The 23,306-nt window shown below is 69.2% G+C and carries 22 protein-coding genes, 1 tRNA gene and 1 pseudogene; 14 read left to right on the top strand and 10 right to left on the bottom strand.

The features are described 5' to 3' along the window. Nucleotides 1-80 precede the first annotated feature (80 nt). Entirely contained in the window at nt 81-377 is a 297-nt protein-coding gene (locus ASD66_RS18520) for a hypothetical protein (protein WP_056891855.1), read from the top strand. A gap of 144 nt (nt 378-521) precedes the next feature. Here the strand turns inward: ASD66_RS18520 and ASD66_RS18515 are convergent. After that, nucleotides 522-604: transfer RNA gene (locus ASD66_RS18515), tRNA-Tyr, on the bottom strand. Nucleotides 605-715: 111 nt separating this feature from the next. On the opposite strand from ASD66_RS18515, the gene ASD66_RS18510 reads away from it, so the two are divergent. From ASD66_RS18510 to ASD66_RS18475, 8 genes and pseudogenes are all read left to right on the top strand, one after another. Beyond that, on the top strand, nt 716-1,207 hold the full coding sequence (locus tag ASD66_RS18510) for a YajQ family cyclic di-GMP-binding protein (RefSeq protein WP_056682569.1): 492 nt from the start codon (nt 716-718) through the stop codon (nt 1,205-1,207). A gap of 1 nt (nt 1,208) precedes the next feature. Beyond that, nucleotides 1,209-1,679, top strand: coding sequence for an SRPBCC domain-containing protein (locus tag ASD66_RS18505; protein ID WP_056891854.1), 471 nt, complete (start codon nt 1,209-1,211; stop codon nt 1,677-1,679). Nucleotides 1,680-1,749: 70 nt separating this feature from the next. After that, nucleotides 1,750-2,052, top strand: a complete 303-nt coding sequence (locus ASD66_RS18500) for an urease subunit gamma (protein WP_056682576.1) — start codon at nt 1,750-1,752, stop codon at nt 2,050-2,052. Further along, nucleotides 2,049-2,324 (top strand): annotated as a pseudogene (gene ureB / locus ASD66_RS25725) (urease subunit beta); the annotation flags it as partial. The gene ASD66_RS18500 and the pseudogene ureB, both read left to right, overlap by 4 nt. 188 nt (nt 2,325-2,512) lie before the next feature. Continuing rightward, a complete protein-coding gene (locus ASD66_RS18490; protein ID WP_056891852.1) occupies nt 2,513-4,222 on the top strand; it encodes an urease subunit alpha in 1,710 nt (569 codons plus the stop codon). Nucleotides 4,223-4,231: 9 nt separating this feature from the next. Continuing rightward, nucleotides 4,232-4,900 carry an urease accessory protein UreF gene (locus tag ASD66_RS18485; RefSeq protein WP_056892334.1) on the top strand — a complete coding sequence of 223 codons (669 nt, stop codon included), beginning with the start codon at nt 4,232-4,234 and terminating at the stop codon, nt 4,898-4,900. Then, the gene (ureG, locus tag ASD66_RS18480) at nt 4,890-5,618 is read left to right on the top strand and encodes an urease accessory protein UreG (protein WP_056891851.1); all 729 of its coding nucleotides are present in this window, start codon (nt 4,890-4,892) and stop codon (nt 5,616-5,618) included. Before ASD66_RS18485 ends, ureG begins: the two co-directional genes overlap by 11 nt. Further along, the gene (locus tag ASD66_RS18475; RefSeq protein WP_056682588.1) at nt 5,615-6,364 is read left to right on the top strand and encodes an urease accessory protein UreD; all 750 of its coding nucleotides are present in this window, start codon (nt 5,615-5,617) and stop codon (nt 6,362-6,364) included. Before ureG ends, ASD66_RS18475 begins: the two co-directional genes overlap by 4 nt. 12 nt (nt 6,365-6,376) lie before the next feature. On the opposite strand, the gene ASD66_RS18470 is transcribed toward ASD66_RS18475, so the two are convergent. The 4 genes from ASD66_RS18470 to ASD66_RS18455 are packed head-to-tail and all read right to left on the bottom strand — an operon-like array spanning nt 6,377 to nt 10,074. Further along, on the bottom strand, nt 6,377-7,360 hold the full coding sequence (locus ASD66_RS18470) for a sulfate/molybdate ABC transporter ATP-binding protein (RefSeq protein WP_056682591.1): 984 nt from the start codon (nt 7,358-7,360) through the stop codon (nt 6,377-6,379). Then, nucleotides 7,357-8,208 carry a sulfate ABC transporter permease gene (locus ASD66_RS18465; RefSeq protein ID WP_082599607.1) on the bottom strand — a complete coding sequence of 284 codons (852 nt, stop codon included), beginning with the start codon at nt 8,206-8,208 and terminating at the stop codon, nt 7,357-7,359. The genes ASD66_RS18470 and ASD66_RS18465 overlap by 4 nt, the downstream gene beginning before the upstream one ends. After that, the gene (gene cysT, locus ASD66_RS18460; RefSeq protein ID WP_057295413.1) at nt 8,201-8,989 is read right to left on the bottom strand and encodes a sulfate ABC transporter permease subunit CysT; all 789 of its coding nucleotides are present in this window, start codon (nt 8,987-8,989) and stop codon (nt 8,201-8,203) included. Before cysT ends, ASD66_RS18465 begins: the two co-directional genes overlap by 8 nt. Before the next feature lie 56 nt (nt 8,990-9,045). After that, entirely contained in the window at nt 9,046-10,074 is a 1,029-nt protein-coding gene (locus ASD66_RS18455) for an extracellular solute-binding protein (protein ID WP_056682597.1), read from the bottom strand. Between the two features lie 247 nt (nt 10,075-10,321). Here ASD66_RS18455 and ASD66_RS18450 point away from each other — a divergent pair, with 247 nt between their 5' ends. Together ASD66_RS18450 and ASD66_RS18445 are read left to right on the top strand one after the other, a co-directional pair. Next, the gene (locus ASD66_RS18450; protein WP_414858580.1) at nt 10,322-12,265 is read left to right on the top strand and encodes a 2-oxoacid:acceptor oxidoreductase subunit alpha; all 1,944 of its coding nucleotides are present in this window, start codon (nt 10,322-10,324) and stop codon (nt 12,263-12,265) included. Further along, on the top strand, nt 12,262-13,350 hold the full coding sequence (locus ASD66_RS18445) for a 2-oxoacid:ferredoxin oxidoreductase subunit beta (RefSeq protein ID WP_056891849.1): 1,089 nt from the start codon (nt 12,262-12,264) through the stop codon (nt 13,348-13,350). Before ASD66_RS18450 ends, ASD66_RS18445 begins: the two co-directional genes overlap by 4 nt. 199 nt (nt 13,351-13,549) lie before the next feature. On the opposite strand, the gene ASD66_RS18440 is transcribed toward ASD66_RS18445, so the two are convergent. After that, nucleotides 13,550-14,371 carry a hypothetical protein gene (locus ASD66_RS18440; protein ID WP_056891848.1) on the bottom strand — a complete coding sequence of 274 codons (822 nt, stop codon included), beginning with the start codon at nt 14,369-14,371 and terminating at the stop codon, nt 13,550-13,552. A gap of 115 nt (nt 14,372-14,486) precedes the next feature. On the opposite strand from ASD66_RS18440, the gene rarD reads away from it, so the two are divergent. The 3 genes from rarD (at nt 14,487) to paaK (ending at nt 17,197) form a co-directional block, all read left to right on the top strand. Further along, the gene (rarD, locus tag ASD66_RS18435) at nt 14,487-15,410 is read left to right on the top strand and encodes an EamA family transporter RarD (RefSeq protein ID WP_056891847.1); all 924 of its coding nucleotides are present in this window, start codon (nt 14,487-14,489) and stop codon (nt 15,408-15,410) included. Nucleotides 15,411-15,503: 93 nt separating this feature from the next. Continuing rightward, complete coding sequence (gene paaI / locus ASD66_RS18430; RefSeq protein ID WP_235530160.1) at nt 15,504-15,932, top strand: hydroxyphenylacetyl-CoA thioesterase PaaI; 429 nt, start codon at nt 15,504-15,506, stop codon at nt 15,930-15,932. Further along, nucleotides 15,929-17,197, top strand: a complete 1,269-nt coding sequence (gene paaK / locus ASD66_RS18425; RefSeq protein WP_200950126.1) for a phenylacetate--CoA ligase PaaK — start codon at nt 15,929-15,931, stop codon at nt 17,195-17,197. Before paaI ends, paaK begins: the two co-directional genes overlap by 4 nt. Nucleotides 17,198-17,203: 6 nt before the next feature. Here the strand turns inward: paaK and ASD66_RS18420 are convergent, their stop codons facing one another. From ASD66_RS18420 to nuoL, 4 genes are all read right to left on the bottom strand, one after another. Then, nucleotides 17,204-18,136 carry a polyprenyl synthetase family protein gene (locus ASD66_RS18420; RefSeq protein WP_082599681.1) on the bottom strand — a complete coding sequence of 311 codons (933 nt, stop codon included), beginning with the start codon at nt 18,134-18,136 and terminating at the stop codon, nt 17,204-17,206. 71 nt (nt 18,137-18,207) lie between these two features. After that, on the bottom strand, nt 18,208-19,791 hold the full coding sequence (gene nuoN / locus ASD66_RS18415) for an NADH-quinone oxidoreductase subunit NuoN (RefSeq protein WP_056685007.1): 1,584 nt from the start codon (nt 19,789-19,791) through the stop codon (nt 18,208-18,210). Then, complete coding sequence (locus ASD66_RS18410) at nt 19,791-21,359, bottom strand: NADH-quinone oxidoreductase subunit M (RefSeq protein WP_056891844.1); 1,569 nt, start codon at nt 21,357-21,359, stop codon at nt 19,791-19,793. The genes nuoN and ASD66_RS18410 overlap by 1 nt, the downstream gene beginning before the upstream one ends. Continuing rightward, entirely contained in the window at nt 21,356-23,290 is a 1,935-nt protein-coding gene (nuoL, locus tag ASD66_RS18405; RefSeq protein ID WP_082563841.1) for an NADH-quinone oxidoreductase subunit L, read from the bottom strand. Before nuoL ends, ASD66_RS18410 begins: the two co-directional genes overlap by 4 nt. Nucleotides 23,291-23,306 lie beyond the last annotated feature (16 nt).

Raw genomic sequence — 23,306 nt, 5'->3', positions numbered from 1 at the left:
CACCAAGAACTGGCGACGGGTCGATCGGGCGTAGGCTCCGACGCTGCACCGCAAGACAGCAGGCAACGAGAGGGCACACCATGGTCGCCAGCCGGGCAGCGCGTGAGAAGAAGGCCGCCGCACAGGCGGGCCCTCTCGCACGGGTGAAGATCGACCTCGACGACGACGACCAGTTCGTCTACAAGATCACCTGCACCGAGTGCACGGCAAAGGGCCACCGCAAGTGGGCGGCGTACCGACCCGGCGGCGACAACGGCTTCATGGCCGCGATGGACCGTTGGATCTTCCACCTGCGCGAGAAGCACCCGGACGAGGACGCACCCTGTCTCGAGTTCCTGACGGCGGCGCAGGAGCGCCTGCACCAACGCCGCGGCTGAACGTTTCGTGCGTCTGGAGCGCCCCTGTTGACTCTGTGCACCCGGCCGGTGGGGTGCAAAGCGTCATGGACAGCGCGTTACTCGGGGCGAAATGACGAGGGGCCCGCACCCTGCTTGCGCAGGACGCGGGCCCTCGTGCTCACGTGGCAGATGAAGGATTCGAACCTTCGAAGGCGTAAGCCGACGGATTTACAGTCCGCTCCCATTGGCCGCTCGGGCAATCTGCCATGCTTCCCCGACTTGGCCGGGGCGCAGCAAGACGAAAGAATAGCGCAGCACCCGCACAGACGAAAAATGCCGTCGACCCACTCAGACCGACGGCCAACAGAGGAGAAGTCATGGCCGACTCGTCGTTCGACATCGTCAGCAAGATCGACCGCCAGGAGGTCGACAACGCCCTGGGGCAGGCGGCGCGTGAGATCGCCACCCGCTTCGACTTCAAGGGGACCGGCGCCACCATCGAGTGGCAGGGCGACGAGGCCATCGAGATCACCGCCTCGGCCGACGACCGGGCCAGCGCCGTGCTCGACGTCTTCCAGGGCAAGCTGGTCAAGCGCAACCAGAGCCTGAAGATCCTCGACGCCGGCGAGGTGCGCCAGTCCGGCCAGACCTCGAAGATCTCGATCACGCTCAAGGAGGGCATCACCTCCGAGGACGCCAAGAAGATCTCCAAGCTGATCCGCGACGAGGGCCCCAAGGGTGTGAAGGCGCAGATCCAGGGCGACGAGCTCCGCGTCTCCTCCAAGAAGCGCGACGACCTCCAGGCCGTGCAGCAGCTCGTGAAGAGCCAGGACTTCGACTTCGCGGTGCAGTTCACCAACTACCGCTGAGATGAGCCGCAACCCGGAGGCGTCGGTCGAGATCAACGCCTCGCTCGACGTCGTGTGGCGGGTCATGCTCGATACCGCGTCGTACGCCGAGTGGAACCCGTTCGTCGTACGCGCCGACTGCGCCGAACCACGCGTCGGCGAGCCCATCGTGCTGCACGTGCGGTGGGCCAACGGCAAGGGCACCCGGTCGCCCGAGCGGATCAGCGTCCTCGAGGCACCGTCGACGCAGGACGACGGCACCACCCGGGCCACGCTGGCCTACGTGTTCGAGGGCTGGCCGGCGAAGCTCGGCCTCGTGAGGGGCACCCGGTTCCAGCGCCTGACCCAACCACCCGGCGGGCCCACGACGTACGAAACCGTCGAGGAGTTCACCGGCCCGATGGTGAAGTACGCCGGGCCCGGTCGCGTCGCCGAGGGCTTCCGCAGGCACGCGCAGGCCCTGAAGGAGCGGGCCGAGTCGCTGACCACCTGAGCCCCAGCACCTCCACGACGGGGGCCGACGACTGCTAGGTTCGCAGGACCAGCGATGAGGAGGCCACGAGATGCACCTGACTCCTTCGGACATCGACAAGCTGTTGCTCAGCGTGGCCGGCATGGTGGCCCGCGACCGACGCGAACGTGGTGTCCTCCTGAACCATCCCGAGGCCACCGCCCTGCTGGCGTGCTGGGTGATGGAGCGTGCCCGCGAGGGCGCCCGGGTGGCCGACCTGATGAGCGACGGACGCCACGTGCTGACTCGCGACGAGGTGATGGAGGGCGTTCCCGAGATGATCCGCGACGTGCAGGTCGAGGCGACCTTCCCCGACGGGCGCAAGCTCGTCACGATCACGGAGCCGATCCAGTGATCCCCGGAGAGGTCCGCGTCTCGGCGGAGCCGCTCGAGCTCAGCAGCGGCCGCGAGCAACGCACGATCGTCATCGTCAACGACGGCGATCGCCCGATCCAGGTGGGCTCCCACATCCACCTGCCCGACACCAACCCGGCGCTCAGCTTCGACCGCGACCGGGCCCAGGGCTTCCGCCTCGATGTCCCCGCCGGTACGTCGATCCGCTTCGAGCCCGGCGTGAGCCGCACGGTCGACCTGATCGCACTCGGCGGCACCGCCACCGTGCCCGGTCTGCAGATCCGCGAGCTCGACGGCGAGCGGCCGACCCACGCCCGAGAGCCCAAGCAGGTCGTGCCCTTCGGCACACCCGGCACCCCCGTGGACAGTCCGAGCCGCGCCGGCGGAGTCGGCGTACGCCTCAGCGACGAACCGCCCCACCCGGAGCCCGGTGCAGCGAACGATCAGGACGAGGAGACATCGTGAGCCGGATCGATCGCCGCGAATACGTCCAGCTCTACGGCCCGACCGTGGGCGACCAGATCCGGTTGGGCGACACCGACCTGTGGATCCAGGTCGAGCAGGACCTCACCTTCGGTGGTGACGAGTCGGTCTTCGGTGGCGGCAAGAGCATCCGCGAGTCGATGGGCCAGGGCCTGACCACCCGCGACGAGGGCGCCCTCGACCTGGTGATCACCAACGTGGTCGTGCTCGACCACGGCGGCATCATCCGTGGGGACGTCGGCATCCGCGACGGACGCATCGTCGCGGTCGGCAAGTCTGGCAACCCCGACATCATGGACGGAGTCCACCCGAGCCTGCACATCGGTCCGAGCACCGACGTGATCGCCGGCGAGGGCAAGATCCTCACCGCCGGGGCGATCGACACCCACGTGCACTACCTCAACGAGACCGAGATGCTCGAGGCCCTGGCCACCGGCACCACCACGGTCGTCGGCGGCGGCACCGGGCCGACCGAGGGGTCGAAGGCGACCACCGTCACGCCGGGCGCCTGGTCGCTGGCGATGATGCATCGCGCGTTCGACCACATCCCGCTCAACGTGCTGCTCTTCGGCAAGGGCAACACGGTCAGCGCCGCCGCCCTCGAGCAGGAGGCGCTCAGCGGTGCCGGCGGCTACAAGGTGCACGAGGACTGGGGCGCCACGCCCGCGGCGATCGACGCCTCCCTGCGGGCCGCCGACGCGTTCGGCCTCCAGGTCGCCCTGCACGCCGACAGCCTCAACGAGACCGGCTACGTGCAGCACACCCTCGACGCCATCGCCGGACGGGGCATCCACCTCTTCCACTCCGAGGGCGCCGGAGGCGGGCACGCCCCCGACATCATCGTGATGGCCAGCGAGCCCAACGTGCTGCCCGCCTCGACCAACCCGACCCTGCCGCACACCGTCAACACCGAGGCCGAGCACCTCGACATGCTGATGGTCGCGCACCACCTCAACCCGCGCTTGCCCGAGGACCTGGCGTTCGCCGAGTCGCGCATCCGCGGTACGACGATGGCCGCCGAAGACATCCTCCAGGACATGGGGGCCATCTCGATCACGTCGTCCGACGCCCAGGCGATGGGCCGCATCGGCGAGCTGATCTCGCGCACCTGGCAGGTCGCCCACGTCATGAAGGCGCAGCGCGGGTCGCTCGGCACCTCGATGCCGGCCGACAACGAGAGGGCCCGTCGCTACGTGGCGAAGTACACCATCTGCCCCGCGGTGGCACACGGCGTCGACCACGAGATCGGCTCGGTCGAGGCCGGCAAGATGGCCGACCTGGTGCTGTGGGACCCGGTCTTCTTCGGCATCCGGCCCTCCGCGGTGATCAAGGGCGGCGCGATCGTGTGGGCGCCCATGGGCGACGTCAACGCGGCGATCCCGACTCCCCAGCCGGTGTTCATGCGCCCCGCCATGGCCGCCTCGCCCGGTTCGGCACCGCACCTGTCCACGTCGTTCGTCTCACCGCTCGCGGTCGACAACGGGCTCCGCGACCGGCTGGGCCTGCGACGCCAGCTGACCGGCGTACGCCCGACCCGGCATCTCACCAAGGCCGACATGCCCAACAACACCGCGCTGCCCGCACTCGACGTCGACCCCGAGACGTTCGCGATCACCATCGACGGCGAGCTGGTCCGCCCGCAGCCCGTCGACGAGGTGCCCCTCGCCCAGCGCTACTCGTTGTTCTGAGTGGTGCCCGTGTCTGCTGAGCTCGGCGCGCTGCTCCTCACCGACGGCAGGTTGCCGACCGGCGGCCACGCGCACTCGGCCGGACTGGAGCCGGCACTCGCGGCGGGGCTGCGCGCCGACCAGGTGCCTGCCTACATCGACGCCCGGCTGCGCACGGTCGGCCTGGTCGAGGCCGCCGCGGCGGTGGTGGCCCTGCGCATCGCCGTCGACGCACCCGCCCGTCTCGGCGACGTGCAGGCCGAGCTGATGGCGCGGACGCCGAGTGCCCCGCTGCGCCACGCATCGGAGCTGCTCGGCCGCGGCCTGGCCCGGTTGGCGCTGCGGCTCTGGCCCGACCACGCAGCGGTCTCGGCCCTGCACGGGCTCGGCCAACCCCCGTTGCGCCCGGTCGCCCTCGGGGTGGTCGGCGCCGCGCTCGGCATGAGCGCCGCCGCGATCGCCCGGGCCAGCCTGTACGACGACGCGCAGACCGTGGCCGCTGCCTCACTCAAGCTGTTGCCCGTCGACCCCGCCGACGCGACCGGCTGGTTGCTGGCCTCCGCGTCCACCATCGAGGCAGTCGTCTCACGGGCCCTGGCCACCACCGGCCCCGACGACCTTCCTGCCCTGACCGCACCCATGGTCGAGCTGTGGTCGCTCGACCACCACCACTCCACGAGGAGGATCTTTGTTTCCTGAATCAGGGCTTCCTGAACCATCAGCACCCGGCCCTGCCCGCCCCCTGCGCCTGGGCGTTGCCGGCCCGGTCGGCACCGGCAAGAGCACGATCATCGCGACCCTGTGCCGCGGGTTGTCCGCGCAGCTCGAGATCGCGGTGGTCACCAACGACATCTACACCGACGAGGACGCCCGCCAGCTGCGCGCGGCCGGCGTACTGCCCGTCGAGCGCATCCGGGCGGTCGAGACCGGGGCCTGCCCGCACACCGCGATCCGCGACGACGTGACCGCCAACCTGCTCGCCGTCGAGGACCTCGAGCGCGACTTCGCGCCGCTCGACCTGGTGATCGTCGAGAGTGGCGGCGACAACCTGACCGCCACCTTCAGCCCGGCCCTGGTCGACGCCCAGATCTTCTGCCTCGACGTGGCCGGCGGCGGCGACGTGGCGCGCAAGGGCGGCCCGGGCATCGAACGCGCGGACCTGCTGGTGATCAACAAGACCGACCTGGCGCCGTACGTCGGGGTCGACGCGGAGCAGATGGTCACCGATGCCGGCGCCGTGCGCGACGGCCTGCCAGTGCTGCCGGTGAGCCAGCACGACCAGGCGTCGGTCGACGCCCTGTGTGCCTGGGTCAGCGCGCTGGCCGTCGCCCACCAGCAGGGCCAGCACGTGCCACAGGACCCGGGCCCGATGGCTCCGCACTTCCACGCGCCCGACCACGACCACGCGCACGGGTGACCACTGACGCACCGCTCCGGATCCTGGTGGAGCGCACTCCCACCCACCACCGGATCACCCGGCTCGACGCCAGCAGGTTCGTCCGCCCGCGTGCCGTGCACACCGAGCCGGACCGGGTGCGGGTGGCCCTGGTGGCCGCCTGCGCCAGCCTGCTCTCCGGCGATGACGTGCGCCTGGAGATCGAGGTGGGCCCGGGCGCGCACCTCGAGCTGGTCGAGCCTTCGGCCACCGTCGCCTACAACGCCCGCGGCGGCTCGTGCACGTGGTCGGCGGCGATCCGGGTGGCCGAGGGCGGCAGCCTGGTCTGGGGCGGCGCCCCGTTCGTGGTGTCGCACGGCGCCGACGTCGAGCGCCGCACCACGATCGAGCTGGACGCCGGCGCCGCGTTGCTGCACCGCGAGACACTCGTGCTCGGCCGGAGCGCGGAGGACGGCGGCAAGGTGCGCTCGACGCTGCGGGCGACGTACGACCGTCGGCCGTTGCTGGTCGAGGACGTCGACCTGCGCGACCTGGCCCTGCGGTCGGCGCCCGGAGTGCTGGGCGGACACCGCGTCGTCGCGACGACCACACTGCTCGGGCTGAGGCCCGGTCCGGAGCCGGCGCTGCACGAGACCCTGCTCGCCGGGCCCGGAGCCCTGGCCCGCTCGGTGGCCGACGAGGCGCACCTGACCGAGCAGGCGCTGGAGCCGACCTGGCAGCGGTGGCGGGCCGTCATGGACGAACACCGCACACCGCTGCCGGCCTGAGCCCGGTTGGCCTCAGATCGCCGGGACTGCCCGCAGCGACGGCACGGTCAGGGCACCCTGCGCCGCACGCACCCACACCGTCTGGCCGGCCTGCAGCCCGAGGTGACGCGCGTGCGAGCGGGTCAGGACGACGGTGACCTCCTCGCCGTTGTCGGTGAGGACCTGGACACGCGCCTCGAAGCCGATCCGGAGCGAGCGCGACACCACGGCCTGGACCGCGTCGTCGTGCTGCGGCATGACGGTGATCTCGATGTCGTGCGGCCGGATCAGCTGGCCCTCGAGCGTGGTGACCTCGCCGAGGAAGCTCATCACGAAGTCGTTGGCCGGCTCGTCGTACAGCTGGTCGGGCGTGCCGATCTGCTCGACCCGCCCCTCGTTGATCACCACGATCTCGTCGGCGACCTCGAGGGCCTCCTCCTGGTCGTGGGTCACGAACACCGTGGTCACGTGCACCTCGTCGTGCAGCCGTCGCAGCCAGTCGCGCAGCTCCTTGCGCACCTTCGCGTCGAGCGCGCCGAACGGCTCGTCCAGCAGAAGCACCGAGGGCTCGACGGCCAGCGCTCGGGCCAGGGCGAGCCGCTGGCGCTGGCCACCGGAGAGCTGCGAGGGAAGCCGGTGTGCGAACTGGGAGAGGTGCACCAGCTTGAGGAGCTCGTCGACGCGCTCGGCGACCTCGGCCTTGGGACGCTTGCGGATCTCGAGACCGAAGGCCACGTTCTTGGCGACGGTCATGTGCTTGAACACCGCGTAGTGCTGGAAGACGAAGCCGACGTTCCGCTTCTGCGCCGGCAGCCTCGTGGCGTCGACGCCCTCGATGCTGACCGTGCCCGAGTCGGCGGTGTCGAGCCCGGCAATGATCCGCAGCAGGGTCGACTTGCCGCCACCCGACGGTCCGAGCAGCGCCGTCAGCTGGCCCGTCGGGAGCGAGACGTTGATGTTCTCCAGGGCGACGAAGTCGCCGTACTGCTTGTTGATTCCCTTGACTTCGATGCTCATGTTCGGTCCTCCGGACGGCGAATGAAGGTCACCACGACCAGTGCGAGGACGGCGGCGAGCACCAGCACGAAGGCTGCCGCGTAGGCCGTCGACTCGTCGTAGTTGTTGTAGCGGTTCTGGATGAGGAGGGTGGCGGTCTCGCCGCGGAACTCGGCGCCTGGACTGACGATCTTGACCGCGCCGAACTCGCCGAGCGACCGGGCCAGGCTGAGCACCACTCCGTAGGCGAGGGCCCACTTGATGCTGGGCAACGTGATCCGGCGGAAGCTCTGCCAGGCGTTGGCCCCGAGGCTGCTGGCTGCCATCTCGGCATCGGTGCCGATCTCCTCCAGCACCGGGATGATCTCCCGGATCACCAGGGGCAGGCTGACGAACGCGGTCGCCATCACCATGCCCGGAGTCGAGCCGATGATGAAGATGCCGACCGACTCCAGGGACTCGCCGAACCATCCCGACCCGCTCGAGTAGGCGAGCACGAGCGCGAGGCCCACGACCACCGGTGAGACGGACATCGGCAGGTCGACCAGCACCGAGAGGATGCGTCGGCCGGGGAACTCGTAGCGCACCAGGAGCAACGAGATGCCCAGGCCGAACACGGTGTTGATCAGCACGGCCCAGAACGCGCAGGTCACCGTCAGCCCGAAGGCGTAGGTCACGCTGGGGTCCTGCAGTCGTTCGAGGAACGCGCCGAAACCACCGGCGGCGTTCGCCTCGACCGGCGCGAACGTGCGTTGCACGACCTCGCTCAGCGGCCACACCACCAGCACGAACAGGTAGCCGATCACGAAGAACCGCAACAGGTAGGTCACGACGCTCTTGTGCTGGCGAATCTCCTTGACCTCAGGCACGGCGAGCCACCCGCCTCGAGAGGATGTCGAGCGCCACGATCACCACGACCGCCACCAGGAGGAGCAGTACGGCGACCGCCGCGGCCCCGGCCTGGTTGTCGCCCTCGAGGAACTTGAGGATCTTCAACGAGGCCACCTCGGTCTGGTAGGGCGTGTTGCCGGAGATCAGCACGAGTGAGCCGAACTCCGAGATCGCGCGGGCGAAGCCGAGCGAGGATCCGGCGGTGATGGCCGGCACCAGGCTGGGCAGGATCACCCGCCGGAAGGTGGTGAAGCGGGAGGCGCCCAGCGATGCGGCGGCCTCCTCGGCCTCCACCTCGATCTCCAGCAGCACGGGCTGCACGGTGCGTACGACGAACGGAAGGGTCACGAACAACAGCGCGAGGAAGATTCCGGTGCGCGTGTTGACGATGTTGAACCCGACAGGACTGTCGGGGCCGTAGAGGCTCAGCAGCACGAGACCGGCCACGATCGTCGGTAGGGCGAACGGGATGTCGATGACGACGTCCAGCAGTCGCTTGCCGACGAAGTCGTCGCGGACCAGCACCCACGCGACGATCGTGCCGATCACCGCATTGACCACGGTCACCAGGACGGCCTCGACGACGGTCAGCCGCAGTGCGGCGAAGGTCTGAGGATCGGTGAGCGTGCCGGCGAAGGCCGACCAGCCCCCTGCCGCGGCTGCACCCACCACGGCAGAGAGAGGCAGCAGCACCAGGACGCTGAACCAGACCAGGCCGATGCCGAGTCCGATGCCCGATGCCGTGGAGAGCCTGAACAAACCCCCGGAGGGCCGGCGCGTGCGCGCCGGCCCCGCGGGTGGAGCGATGACGTTGGTCACTTCTTGGTGGCCGCGTCGTACAGCTTGTCGAAGCGGAGCTTCTTGCCGTCCTTGCCGAACCACTCGTCGCTGACCGCCGGCCAGCCTCCGAGGTCGGCGATGGTGTCGAGCGAGCTGGGCACCGGGAACGGGTTGGCCGGGTCGTTGGCGCCCTGGACCTCGATGCCGCTGATGTCCACGTCGCCGACCGGACGGAAGCCCTTCTTGACGAACTCCTTCTGGCCCTCGTCGCTGAGCACGAAGTCGAGCCAGTCGGTGGCGATGCTGTCGGCGTCCTTGAGCACGGCGCCGGGGTTCTCGATCAGGAACGAGTGGTCGGGCACGATGTAGTCGAGCTCCTCACCGTTCTGCTTGGCGAGGATCGCCTCGTTCTCGTAGGTGATCAGCACGTTGCCGACACCCTTCTTGAAGGCCTCGGTCGCCTCGCGGCCGCTGGCGGCCCACGTCACGACGTTTCCGAAGACCTGCTTGAGGTAGGCGTCGGCCTCCGCCTCGGTCTTTCCCTGCGACTTGGCGTAGGTGTAGAGGGCCAGGACGTTCCAGCGGGCCGCACCGGACGAGGCCGGGTCGGCGGTGATGACCTTGACGTCCTTGCGGGTCAGGTCGCTCCAGTCCTTGATGCCGAGCGGGTTGCCCTTCTCGACCGCGATGACCGCGATGGAGGAGGAGACGATGCCCTTGTTCGGGCCCTTGTTCCAGTCCTCGGCGACCAGGCCGGCGTCGACCAGCCGGGTCACGTCGCCCTCGAGCGAGAAGTGGACGTAGTCGACGTCCTTGCCGTTGGTGTCGGCCACCTTGCGGCTCTGGTCGCCGGAGGCGCCGTACGAACCGGAGAGCCTGGCGCCGTCACCGGCGTCCGTCTCGGCGAACTTGTCGGCGATGGCGTCGTTGGCCGCCTCCGGAACCGCGAAGCCGACCAGGTTGATCGTCTTGTCGTCACCACTGCCGCCTGCACTGCTGCACCCAGACAAGGCCAGCACCCCGACCACTGAAGCGATCGCCAGAGCCTTGAACTTGTTCCTCATTGCCACTCTTTCCCCGCCCTCACGAGAAGGCGTGTATCTAAGTAATGTCGAGCAGTTTAGGCGAGATACTGTAAGAAGTGGGCATTTAGCCCGAATTGCGGGATGGTGAGGTGACTCACGAGCCTCCGTATGACCAGTCAGGGAGACGTGACGCGGGCTCTGCGACAGCGGACTAAGGTGGGGTGCGGCAGGCGTGTCCTCTCACCACGCGCCGGATTTCTGGAACGTGTTCCAGTTCTGGCATACGGTGAGTACGGACCCCACAAGACACAGGAAGCAGGTAGGTGAGGTGGCCAAGCAGGTCAGGCAGTTGGACCGGGTGATCATCCGGTTCGCGGGTGACTCCGGTGACGGCATGCAGCTCACCGGTGACCGGTTCACCCAGGAGTCGGCCGCGTTCGGCAACGACCTGGTCACGCTGCCGAACTTCCCCGCCGAGATCCGCGCCCCTCAGGGCACCATCCCCGGTGTCTCCTCGTTCCAGGTGCACTTCGCCGACCACGACATCCTCACCGCCGGGGACTCCCCCGACGTGCTGGTGGCGATGAACCCCGCGGCACTGAAGGCCAACCTGGGTGACCTCAACAAGGGCGCCGCCATCATCGTGGACACCCACGACTTCACCGCCCGCAACCTCACCAAGGCCGGGTACGCCGAGAACCCGCTGGAGGACGACTCCCTGGCCGAGTTCGACCTCCACAAGGTCGACCTCACCGGCATGACGGTCGAGGCGGTCAAGGAGTTCGGGCTCTCCCGCAAGGACGCCGCCCGCGCGAAGAACATGTTCGCCCTCGGCCTGCTGTCGTGGATGTACGGCCGCCCCACCGAGACCACGGTGGCGTTCCTGTCGAAGAAGTTCGCCAAGGTGCCCGACATCCGCGACGCCAACATCACCGCGTTCAAGATGGGCTGGAACTTCGGCGAGACCACCGAGACCTTCATCGTCCAGTACGAAGTGAAGCCGGCCGCGATGCCGCCGGGGGTCTACCGCAACATCTCCGGCAACCTGGCCCTGGCCTACGGGCTGGTCGCCGCGTCGGTGCAGTCCGGGCTCCCGGTCTTCCTGGGCTCCTACCCGATCACCCCGGCCTCCGACATCCTCCACGAGCTCTCCAAGCACAAGAGCTTCGGCGTCACCACCTTCCAGGCCGAGGACGAGATCGCCGGTGTCGGTGCCGCCATCGGCGCCTCCTTCGCCGGCCACCTCGGCGTCACCACCACCTCGGGCCCGGGCATCGCGCTCAAGGGCGAGGCGATCGGCCTGGCGGTGATGACCGAACTGCCCCTGCTGGTGGTCAACGTCCAGCGCGGCGGCCCCTCGACCGGCCTGCCCACCAAGACCGAGCAGTCCGACCTGCTCCAGGCGATGTTCGGCCGCAACGGTGAGGCCCCCGTCCCGATCGTGGCGCCGCAGTCGCCCGGTGACTGCTTCAACGCGGCGGTCGAGGCTGCCCGGATCGCGATCACCTACCGCACCCCGGTCATGCTGCTCAGTGACGGCTACCTCGCCAACGGCTCCGAGCCGTGGTCGATACCCGACGTCGCCGACCTGCCGGTCATCGAACCCAACTTCGCCACGGCCGACGACCTGGCCGAGGGCGAGGAGTTCGCTCCCTACAAGCGGGACGAGGCCACCCTGGCCCGTCCGTGGGCGATCCCCGGCACGCCGGGACTCGAGCACCGCATCGGCGGCCTCGAGAAGGGCGCCGGACACGGCAACATCTCCTACGACCCGGCCAACCACGACCTGATGGTCCGCACCCGGCAGGCCAAGGTCGACGCGATCGCCGACTCCCTGCCCCCGCTCGAGGTCGACGACCCCAGTGGCGCCGCAAAGGTCCTGGTCATCGGCTGGGGTTCGACGTACGGACCGATCGGGGCCGGCATCCGCCGGGTCCGCAAGGCCGGCTACCACGTCGCCCAGGTGCACCTGCGCCACCTCAACCCGTTCCCCAAGGACCTCGGCGACATCCTCGCCCGCTACGACAAGGTCCTGGTCCCCGAGATGAACCTCGGACAGCTCTCCCTGCTGCTGCGCGGCAAGTACCTCGTCGACGCCATCGGCTACAACCAGGTCCGCGGCCTCCCCCTCAAGGCAGCCGAGCTCGCCGGCGTCATCGGCGACCTCGTCTCCGAGGCAGAGGGCATCGAAGTCGACCTGACCCCCGTCCCCCAGGAGGCATCAAAGTGAGCACCGTCGAACTGCCCTTCCCCGGACTCCAGGGCGTCCCCACCACCGACGAGAAGCAGACCGGCAAGGACTTCACCTCCGACCAGGAGGTCCGCTGGTGCCCCGGCTGCGGCGACTACGCCGTGCTCAAGGCCGTCCAGAACTTCCTGCCCGAGCTCTCCATCAAGCGCGAGAACGTCGTCTTCATCTCCGGCATCGGCTGCTCCAGCCGCTTCCCGTACTACCTCGACACCTACGGCATGCACTCGATCCACGGCCGCGCGCCGTCGATCGCGACCGGCCTGGCCACCGCCCGCGAGGACCTCTCCGTCTTCGTGGTCACCGGTGACGGCGACGCCCTCTCCATCGGCGGCAACCACCTCATCCACGCGTTGCGCCGCAACGTCAACATGACGATCCTGCTGTTCAACAACCGCATCTACGGCCTCACCAAGGGCCAGTACTCCCCCACCAGCGAGACCGGCAAGGTCACCAAGTCCACGCCGATGGGCTCACTCGACCACCCGTTCAACCCGGTCTCCTTGGCCCTGGGCGCCGAAGGCTCCTTCGTGGCCCGCACCATCGACTCCGACCGCAAGCACCTCACCTCGGTGCTGTCCGCGGCCGCGGCCCACCGCGGCACCTCGTTCGTGGAGATCTACCAGAACTGCCCGATCTTCAACGACGGCGCCTTCGACGCCATCAAGAACCCCGACACCAAGGCCGACGCGATCATCCCGCTGGTCCACGGTGAACCGATCACCTTCGGCGCCCGCGACGAGACCACCGGCCTCGGCGACAAGGCACTCGTCCGCGCCGCGTCCGGTGGCGTCGAGGTCGTCCCGATCGCGTCCGTGGCCGCCGACCAGGTGCTGGTCCACGACGCCCACAACCCGGACCCGTCGACCGCCTTCGCGATCAGCCGGCTCACCGACTCCGGCTACCTCAACCAGTCCCCCATCGGCATCTTCCGGCAGGTCGAACGACCGGCGTACGACGACCAGGCCCGCGACCAGATCCGGCTCGCCTCGGAGCCGGTCACCGCACCCGCGGCCGAACGACTCGCCGGCCTGATCAACGGCGGCGACACCTGGACCGTGGTCTGAGCGGACCCGGTCCGCTGCGAGCCGTTCGACATACAGTTCGCCATTCACTGGCCCGAGCCCACGCTCAGCGAGCACGACGTACCGCGAACTGCATGTCGAAACGAACATAGGCCTTCATGGCCAAAGAGATCGGCCCCCAGCCACTGTGGCTGGGGGCCGATCTCGTTGTGTGCTGCGCTCAGATCAGTGCTGGGTCAGATCAGCGCTGGTAGGTACGCCAGACACCGGTGACGGTGACGGCCCAACGCGGCGCAGTGGCCGGAACCACGGCGCGGTAGTACCAGTAGCCGGTGCTCGGCGCGGGGAGGCGCAGCTTGAAGCCGCCGTACCGGTTCGTGCGGGCGTAGCTCCAGACGCGGAAGGAGCCGCTCTTGCTGGCCTTGCGCTGGATGATGACGCGCTTGCCGCCCCAGCCCGGGTCGATGTTGCCCTGCATGTAGACGCGACCGCGGCTGGAGTAGACGCGGGTGTGCGGGTGACGCGAGCCCTTGATCGTCTTGCCGGAGGACGCGGCCGGAACGCTGCCGACACCGCTCCAGACCACCTTGTAGGCCGCGGTGCCGAGGGACGGCGTCGAGAAGACGAAGTGCGACGACGAGTCCGTGGCGCGGTTGGAGACCAGCTGGTACGACGAGGTGCCGCCGATGCGACGGTAGAGCTTCACGCTGGTCTGACCGACGTGGCACCACTCGACGTCGCAGCTCGGGTTGGCGCTGTCGTGGGCCTGGACCTGGCCCGAGATGCGGATGCTGGTCTTGTACTTGTAGATGCCGAGGGCCTGGCGGGCCACCGCGAGGCGGCTGGTGTAGGCCTGGGCGGAACGGGCGTTGACGGTCGAGACCGTGATGCCGGTCGTGGCGTCGGAGGCCAGGTCCGTGCTCCGGGCGGCCGGGGCCTCGGACACCTCGGAGGCACGGTCGCGAGGAGCGTCCTGTGCCTGGGCAGTCGTGGAGAGTGCCAGCGGAGTGACGACCACGAGGGCCGTTCCGATGGCGCCGACGAGAAGTCGCTTGATGCGCATGAGTGGGTAACCCCCAGGAAGATGAAAAGTGGATGAGTACTACGGGCACCTTCGTACCCCGGGACATTGTGCGGGAAACATCCGCCTCCTGCTCACGCGCCCTATTGTTTGACGCATGACTCGCGCATCCATGACGGAGTCGCGACTCGGCTTTCTCCTGGGCGTCGCGGCGTACGGCCTCTGGGGGGCATTCCCGCTCTACTGGCCGCTGCTCGAGCCGGCCGGCGCGATCGAGATCCTGGCCCACCGGGTGCTCTGGTCGATGATCACCATGGGGGTCCTCGTCGTGCTCCTGCGCAAGGGCACGCAGCTGGTCACGATCTTCCGCACACCACGCACCCGGCGTCTCCTCACCGTCGGGGCCGCCGTCATCGCAGTGAACTGGGCGACCTACATCTGGGGGGTCAACAACGGCCACGTCGTCGAGGCGGCGCTGGGCTACTTCATCAACCCGCTGGTGACGGTGCTGATGGGCGTGCTGCTCCTGCGCGAGACGTTGCGGCCCTTGCAGTGGATGGCGACCGGCGTCGCGGCCGTCGCGGTCGTCGTACTCACCATCGACTACGGCCGCCCGCCCTGGGTGGCACTCGTGCTGGCCTTCTCGTTCGGCACCTACGGGTTGGCGAAGAAGCAGGCGAACACCGGTGCCGTGGAGAGCCTCACCTTCGAGACCATCGTGCTGGCCCCGGTCGCGGCGGCGTACATCGCCTTCCTGGTGGCGACCGGGAACTCCGAGTTCGGTGCGCACGGCGTCGGGCACGCGCTCCTGCTGACCACCACGGGCGCGGTGACCGCGGTTCCCCTGATCTGCTTCGGGGCCGCGGCGATCCGGCTGCCGATGGTGACGCTCGGGCTGTTGCAGTACCTCGCCCCGATCATCCAGTTCGCCCTGGGTGTCCTGCTCTTCCACGAGGACATGCCGGTCGGCCGCTGGATCGGCTTCGCGCTGGTCTGGCTGGCGCTGTCCGTGTTCACCGTCGAGGCGATCCGCCACCGGCACCGCCAGCTCCGTCTGACCGCCGAGGCCTGCGCGGTCTGAGCCGGCCGGACAGCGTTCGCTGAACCGCCCACTGACCCCGCCTGCTCACCTGTCGTACGGTCCGCCAGCCCCGTCACGCGATACGTTGCTGTGGTGACCCCCGAGGAGACTGCCCGCAGGTCCGCGGACGCGATGTGGGCCGGCGACCGGGCCAGCCAGGCGCTCGGCATGACGATCACCGACGTCGGGCCCGGGCGGGCCACGGTCTCGATGCCACTCCGCGCCGACATGGTCAACGGCCACGCCATCGGCCACGGCGGCTTCACGTTCACCCTGGCCGACACCGCGTTCGCGTTCGCCTGCAACTCCTACAACCGCTCCACGGTCGCGGCCGGGGCCAGCATCAGGTTCCGGGCCCCGACTCGCGAAGGGGACCTGCTGGTGGCCGAGGCGGTCGAGCGGGAGCGCAGCGGTCGCGACGGGACGTACGACGTCACGGTGCGCCGCGGCGACACGGTGGTCGCCGAGTTCGAAGGACGCAGCAAGGAGATCGGCGGCACCCTGTTCGAGGAGGAGTCATGACCGGCGAAGTCCCCGAGATCGACCGGGCGGCACTCGAGGCACTCCAGCTGGAGAGGCTGCGCGAGACCCTCGAGCGCGCGTGGGCGCATGTCCCCCACCACCGTCGCGCCTTCGAGGCCGCGGGGGTGCAGCCGCGTGACCTGACCAGCCTGGCCGACCTGGCCCGGTTCCCGTTCACCACGAAGGCCGACCTGCGGGCCAACTATCCGTTCGGGATGTTCGCCGTGCCACGCGAGGAGGTGAACCGGATCCACGCCTCGAGCGGCACCACCGGCAAGCCCACCGTGGTCGGCTACACCAGCGACGACATCGAGACGTGGGCCGAGCTGATGGCGCGGTCCATCCGGGCCGCGGGTGGCCGACCGGGCGACGTGGTCCACGTGGCCTACGGCTACGGGCTGTTCACCGGTGGACTGGGCGCCCACTACGGCGCCGAGCGACTCGGCTGCACGGTCGTGCCGATCAGTGGCGGCATGACCCCGCGCCAGGTGCAGCTGATCACCGACTTCGAGCCGCGCATCATCATGGTCACGCCGTCGTACTTCCTCGCCCTCCTCGACGAGATGGAGGCCCAGGGCATCGACCCGCGCAGCACCAGCCTCGAGATCGGCATCTTCGGGGCCGAGCCCTGGACCGACGAGATGCGCCGCGCCATCGAGGAGCGGGCCGGCATCAGGGCCGTGGACATCTACGGGCTGAGTGAGGTGATGGGTCCGGGCGTCAGCCAGGAGGCGGTGGCCACCCAGGACGGCCTGCACGTCTGGGAGGACCACTTCCTGCCGGAGGTGATCGACCCGGTCACCCACGAGGTGCTGCCCGACGGGAGCGAGGGCGAGCTGGTCTTCACCAGCCTCACCAAGCAGGCGATGCCGGTGATCCGCTACCGCACCCGCGACCTGACCACGCTGCTGCCCGGTACGGCGTACCCGGCGTTCCGGCGGATGCGCAAGGTCACCGGCCGCACCGACGACATGATGATCGTGCGCGGGGTCAACGTCTTCCCCACCCAGGTCGAGGAGCAGATCCTTGCCGTGCCCGGACTGGCGCCGCACTACCTCTGCGTGCTGACCCGGCCGGGGAACCTCGACGAGCTGACGGTGCGGGTCGAGGCCGAGGGCGCCGTCGACCCGGCGCTGGGTGTGGCGCTGGGCGACCGGATCAAGCAGCACATGGGCGTCAGCGCGCGCGTCGAGGTGGTCGAGCGGCACGCGCTGGAACGGTCGCTGGGCAAGGCGAAGCGCATCGACGACCAGCGGCGGAAGTAGCTCGAGTCAGGCGGTGCGGGTGGCGACCACGTCGGCGAAGGCCTCGAGCGCGGTGCGCACCGGACCCTCGGGGAGCACCTTGAGGAGGTCCTTGGCCTCGGTGGCCCGGGCCACCACGTAGGCACGGGCCTCGCCCATCGCCGGGTGCGCGCGCAGCAGCTCGAGCGCCTCGGCGAGCCGGGCGTCGTCGTCGAGGTCGCCGGCGAGGAGCTCCTGGAGCCGGGCGTCGGCGGGGTCGGTCGACCGCTGCACGAGCAGCACCGGCAGCGTCGGCACGCCCTCACGCAGGTCGGTGCCCGGCGTCTTGCCGGACTCGTCGCTCTCGGAGGCGATGTCGAGGATGTCGTCGGAGAGCTGGAAGGCTGCGCCGACGATCTCGCCGTACGCCGCCAGGGCATCCTCGATCTCGCGTGGTGCACCGCCGAAGCGGGCGCCGTACAAGGCAGACGTGGCGATCAGCGAGCCGGTCTTGCCGGCCACGACGCGCAGGTGGTGCTCGATCGGGTCGGCGTCGGGAGCCGGCTCGACGGTCTCGAGGATCTGGCCCTCGACGAGCTTGGTGAACGTGCGGGCCTGGATGCGCACGGCGTCGGCACCGAGCTCGGCGGTCAGCTCGGACGACTTGGAGAACAGGAAGTCGCCGGTCAGGATCGCGACGTGGTTGTCCCAGCGGGCGTTCGCCGAGTCTGCGCCGCGGCGCAGGTCGGCCTCGTCCATCACGTCGTCGTGGTAGAGCGAGGCCAGGTGGGTCAGCTCGACCACACAGGCCGCGGTGACTACCTCGTCGGACCCGGCATCAGGCCCCGTCTCGGCGGCCAGCAGCACCAGCAACGGGCGGAACCGCTTGCCGCCGGCATCCATCAGGTGGCGGGCCGCGGTCGTGACGAACTCGGCCTCGCTCCTGATGTGGCCGGTCAGGGCGGTCTCCACCTCGAGCATGCGGGCGCGGAGCCGGTCGGCGAGCTCCTCGTCGAGGACGGGGAGGGCGAGGGCCGGCGCGTTCTGGGCGGTCACCTGATGAATTCTCCCGCATGGGCCGCGAGATCGAGAACCGGGCCGGGTACGACGCCGAGCACGACCGTCGCGACGGCACCCAGGCCGATCGCCGTGGCGGTCATGAAGCTGGGCAGCGTGACCGCCGGACCGTCGCCGATCGGCTCGTAGAAGTACATCAGCACGATGACCCGGATGTAGAAGAACGCCGCCAGCGCACTGGTCAGCACCGCGATCACCACGACCGGCCAGGCGCCGGCCGACATGGCCGATGCGAAGACCGCCCACTTGCCGACGAACCCGGCGGTGAGCGGGATGCCGGCGAAGCCCAGCAGGAACAGGGCGAACACCCCGGCGACCAGGGGCGACTGCTTGCCCAGGCCGGTCCACCGCGACAGGTGCGTCGCCTCGCCGCCGGCGTCACGGACCAGCGTCACGATCGCGAACGCGCCGACGGTCATCAGGCCGTAGGTGACGAGGTAGAACAGCACGGCCTGGGTCGAGGAGAGCTCGCCCTTGGCCAGGTCGGAGGCCGAACGGGCGCCGATCAGGCCGGTGATGATGAAGCCGGTGTGGGTGATCGAGGAGTAGGCCAGCATGCGCTTGATGTCGCTCTGCGCGATCGCCAGGACAGCGCCGACGACCATGGACAGCACGGCGATGACCCACAGCATCGGGGCCCAGCTCCAGCGCTCGGAGCCGAAGGCCACGTAGAAGAGCCGCATCATCGCGCCGAACGCGGCGACCTTGGTGGCCGCGGCCATGAAGGCCGTGACCTGGGTGGGCGCGCCCTGGTAGACGTCGGGCGTCCACGACTGGAACGGCACCGCGCCGACCTTGAACAGCAGGCCCACCGAGATCATGCCGATGCCGATCAGCAGCATCGTGCGGCTGCCGGTGGAGTTGGCGATCGCCTCGTTGATGCCGCCGAAGTCCATCGTGCCGGCGTACCCGTAGACCAGGGCGATGCCGTAGATCACGAAGCCGGAGGAGAACGCACCGAGCAGGAAGTACTTGAGCGCGGCCTCCTGGCTGAGCAGGCGGCGTCGACGGGCCAGCCCGGAGAGCAGGTAGAGCGGCAGCGAGAGCACCTCGAGGCCGACGAAGAGCGTGAGCAGGTCGTTGGACGCGGGGAACAGCATCATGCCGCCGACCGCGAACATCATCAGCGGGAAGACCTCGGTGTGGTCGAGACCCTTGGTCGACGCCTCCCGCTCGGCGTCGGTGCCGGGCAGCGCCGCGGCCTGTCCGGCGAACGCGGAGACGCCGCCTTCGAGGCGTCGCTCGGCGAAGAGCAGGATGCCGGCCAGCGTGATCACCAGCAGCAGTCCCCAGAGGAAGACCGTGGGTCCGTCGACGGCCAGCGCGCCCATGGCCACGATCTCGCCGCGGGCCGGTCCGTGGTCGTCGAGGTTGACCCCGACGTAGATGACGCCGCCGAGGGCGGCCGCCGTGCCGGCCAGGGCCAGCACGGTCTGCACGAGGTAGCGGCGGGCGCGCGGCAGGAAGGCCTCGACGAGTACGCCGGCGCAGGCGACACCGAAGACCAGCAGCAGCGGCCAGAGGAGGTCGTACTCGAGCGTGGGCTTGGAGAACTCGATCACTTGTGGTCCTCCTCGGTCGCCTGGTCGTCGTGGGTCTGGTCGGCATCGACCGGTGCCACGACCGGATCGTCGTCACTCACCCCGACGTGGATCATGGTCGCCTCGACAGCCGGGTTGATGATGTCGAGCACCGGCTTGGGATAGAAGCCGAACAGCAGCATCGCCGCCACCAGCGGGGCGACCGCGGCGATCTCGCGCACGTTGAGGTCCTTCATGCCGCTGACCGCGGGGTTGGTCGGCCCGGTCATCAGCTTCTGGTACATCCAGAGGACGTAGATCGCGGCCAGCACGATGCCGGTCACCGCGAACGCGCCGGCCACCCAGTGGTGGGCGAACCCGCCGACCAGCACCAGGAACTCCGAGACGAACGGCGAGAGGCCGGGCAGTCCGAGGGTGCCGAGACCGCCGACGAGGAACAGCCCGGCGAGCACGGGTGCGACCTTCTCGACGCCGCCGTGGTCGCTGATCAACGTCGACCCGCGACGCCTGATCAGGTAGCCGGCGACCAGGAACATCACCGCCGTGGCCAACCCGTGGTTGAACATGTAGAACGTCGAGCCGGTCAGGCCCTGGCTGTTCATCACGAAGATGCCCAGCACGATGAAACCGAAGTGCGACAGCGAGGTGAGACCGATCAGCCGGAGCATGTCGTCCTGGCCGATCGCGATCAGCGCGCCGTAGACGATCGAGATGATCGCCAGCACCACCACGACCGGGGTGGCCCACTTCGACGCCTCCGGGAAGATGCCGAGGCAGAAGCGCAGCATGCCGTAGGTGCCGATCTTGTCGAGCACGCAGATCAGCAGCACGCTGGTGCCCGGGGTGGCGGCTGCCGTGGTGTCGGGCAGCCAGGTGTGCACCGGGAAGAGCGGCGCCTTGATCGCGAACGCGATGAAGAAGCCGAGGAACAGCCAGCGCCCGGTCTCCTTGTCCATCTCGATGCCGGCCAGGTCGCCGATGAGGTACGACGGGTTGCCGGCCTGCGCGGAGACGGCGTACAGCCCGACCACGGAGGCCAGCATGATGAGCCCGCCGGCCAGCATGTAGAGCAGGAACTTGACCGCGGCCTTGGAGCGCTGGGCCCGGTCGACGTGGCCGAAGCTGCCGATCAGGAAGTACGCCGGGATCAGCGTGGCCTCGAAGACGAAGTAGAACAGGAAGACGTCCTGGGCCATGAAGACGGCCAGGGCCAAGCCCTCGAGGGCCAGCATCCAGCCGAAGTACGCCGAGGGCGACGTGTCGTCGGCGTCGTTCCACGACGCGAGGACCACGACCGGCACCAGCAGCGTGGTCAGCAGCACCAGGGTCAGGCCGATGCCGTCGACGCCGAGCGCATAGTGGGCGCCGAACGCGGGGATCCAGTCGTGCAGCTCGACGAACTGCATGCCGTCGCCCGCGTCGTACTGGAAGGCGACGACCACCGACAGCACGAACGTGAGCGCGGCCGTGCCGACCGCCACCTGCTTGGGCAGCTCGGAGCCACCCTTCGAGGGCAGCAGGGCGGTGACCGCTCCGCCGACCAGCGGCACGGCGATCAGCAGGGTGAGCCAGGGGAAGTCGTTCATCCGAGGTTCACCGCCAGCAGGGCCAGGATGACCAGCAGGGCGCCGACCAGGACGGACAGCGCGTAGGAGCGGACGAAGCCGTTCTGCACCTTGCGGAAGACTCCGGCGAGACCACCCATGCCCGCAGCCTGTCCCTCGACGGCGCCGTCGATCACGGCTGCGTCGAAGGTCATCAGGCCGCCGACGAGCTGGCGTCCGGGGTTGACGACCAGGCCGTCGTTGATCGCGTCGCCGTAGAGGTCGGCGCGGGCAGCGCGGGTGAGGACGTTGACGTCAGTGGGTGCGGTGCGGGGCACCTCGGTCCTTCCGATCGTGAACCAGGCAAGGGCAACGCCGGCCGCGACGACCAGCACCACGATCGCGGTCATGGCCAGGGCGGGGAGCGGCGGCTCCTCGTGGGCGTGGTGGCCGACGACCGGTGCGAGCCAGTCGACGATCCAGTTGCTCAGCAGCAGGAAGCCGCCGAGCACGGAGAGCGCGGCCAGCACCATCAGCGGCACCGTCATCACCTTGGGCGACTCGTGCGGGTGCACCTCGGGCTCCCAGCGCTTCTGGGTGAAGAAGGTCATCAGCATCAGTCGCGTCATGTAGAACGCGGTGACGCCGGCGCCGACCAGCGCGCACAGGCCGACGAAGATGTTCTCGGTGAAGGCGACCTCGATGATCTTGTCCTTCGACCAGAACCCGGAGAACCCGGGGAAGCCGATGATCGCGAGGTAGCCCATCGCGAACGTCAGGAACGTGACCGGCACGGCCTTCTGCAGGGCACCGTAGTGGCGCATGTCGACGTCGTCGTCCATCGCGTGCATGACCGACCCGGCACCCAGGAACATGTTGGCCTTGAAGAAGCCGTGGGTGATCAGGTGGAAGATCGCGAACGCGTAGCCGGCGACACCGAGGCCGGCACCGAGCATCATGTAGCCGATCTGGCTCATCGTGGAGCCGGCCAGCACCTTCTTGATGTCGTCCTTGGCACACCCGATGACCGCGCCCCAGAGGAGCGTGACCACCGCGACGACCACGACCGTGGTCTGCGCGATCGGTGCGTTCTCGAAGATGAAGTTGGAGCGGGTGACCAGGTAGACGCCGGCGGTCACCATGGTGGCCGCGTGGATCAGGGCAGAGACCGGGGTCGGGCCCTCCATCGCGTCGAGGAGCCAGGCCTGCAACGGCACCTGGGCGCTCTTGCCGCACGCGCCGAGCAGGAGCAGCAGGCCGATCACGTTCATCGTGGCCTCGTCGGCACCGCTCGCCGCGGCACTGACGCCGGCGAACGCGGTTGTGCCGAAGGTGACGAAGATCAGCATGATCGCCAGGGACATGCCGATGTCGCCGACCCGGTTGATCACGAACGCCTTCTTGGCGGCCGCGGCCGCGGTGGGCTTGTGCTGCCAGAAGCCGATCAGGAGGTACGACGCCAGGCCGACGCCTTCCCAGCCGAGGAAGATGCCCAGGTAGTCGGCGGCCAGCACCAGCATCGTCATCGCGGCGATGAAGAGGTTGAGGTAGCCGAAGAAGCGGCGACGGCGACCGTCGTGCTCCATGTAGCCGATCGAGTAGATGTGGATCAGCGAGCCGACACCGGTGATCAGCAGCACGAACAGGATCGAGAGCGGGTCGACCAGGAGGTCCATCCCGACCTTGAACCCGCCCGCCTCGATCCAGGTGAACAGCTCGCGCCCGACACTGCGGTCACCGGAGTCGCGGCCCAGCAGGGCGATGAACATCGCCAGGCCGATCGCGAAGGACCCGAGGGAGGTCGCCGTACCGAGCAGGTGGCCCCAGCGGTCGGTACGTCGTCCGCCGAGCAGCAGGATCGCGGCACCGGCCAGCGGCAGCACGATCACCAGCCAGGCCAGCGAGAAGACACCGTCGGCGGCAGCGGGGTCGACCACGGGGATGTGGCTCTCCGCCGCGAGCCCCGAGAGCATGGCGATGTTGGAACTC

This window comes from Nocardioides sp. Root151 (assembly GCF_001427925.1).
GTDB lineage: Bacteria > Actinomycetota > Actinomycetes > Propionibacteriales > Nocardioidaceae > Nocardioides.
This window is presented reverse-complemented; position numbering and strand designations above follow the sequence as displayed.

Excerpts from the sequence above, each read along its gene's own strand:
- ASD66_RS18520 (WP_056891855.1), top strand. The coding sequence starts at position 81 with ATGGTCGCCAGCCGGGCAGCGCGTGAGAAGAAGGCCGCCGCACAGGCG.
- ASD66_RS18510 (WP_056682569.1), top strand. The coding sequence starts at position 716 with ATGGCCGACTCGTCGTTCGACATCGTCAGCAAGATCGACCGCCAGGAG.
- ASD66_RS18505 (WP_056891854.1), top strand. The coding sequence starts at position 1,209 with ATGAGCCGCAACCCGGAGGCGTCGGTCGAGATCAACGCCTCGCTCGAC.
- ASD66_RS18500 (WP_056682576.1), top strand. The coding sequence starts at position 1,750 with ATGCACCTGACTCCTTCGGACATCGACAAGCTGTTGCTCAGCGTGGCC.
- ASD66_RS18470 (WP_056682591.1), bottom strand. The coding sequence starts at position 7,360 with ATGAGCATCGAAGTCAAGGGAATCAACAAGCAGTACGGCGACTTCGTC.
- ASD66_RS18455 (WP_056682597.1), bottom strand. The coding sequence starts at position 10,074 with ATGAGGAACAAGTTCAAGGCTCTGGCGATCGCTTCAGTGGTCGGGGTG.
- ASD66_RS18440 (WP_056891848.1), bottom strand. The coding sequence starts at position 14,371 with ATGCGCATCAAGCGACTTCTCGTCGGCGCCATCGGAACGGCCCTCGTG.
- rarD (WP_056891847.1), top strand. The coding sequence starts at position 14,487 with ATGACTCGCGCATCCATGACGGAGTCGCGACTCGGCTTTCTCCTGGGC.
- paaK (WP_200950126.1), top strand. The coding sequence starts at position 15,929 with ATGACCGGCGAAGTCCCCGAGATCGACCGGGCGGCACTCGAGGCACTC.
- ASD66_RS18420 (WP_082599681.1), bottom strand. The coding sequence starts at position 18,136 with ATGCTCGAGGTGGAGACCGCCCTGACCGGCCACATCAGGAGCGAGGCC.
- ASD66_RS18410 (WP_056891844.1), bottom strand. The coding sequence starts at position 21,359 with ATGAACGACTTCCCCTGGCTCACCCTGCTGATCGCCGTGCCGCTGGTC.
- nuoL (WP_082563841.1), bottom strand. The coding sequence starts at position 23,290 with ATGCTCTCGGGGCTCGCGGCGGAGAGCCACATCCCCGTGGTCGACCCC.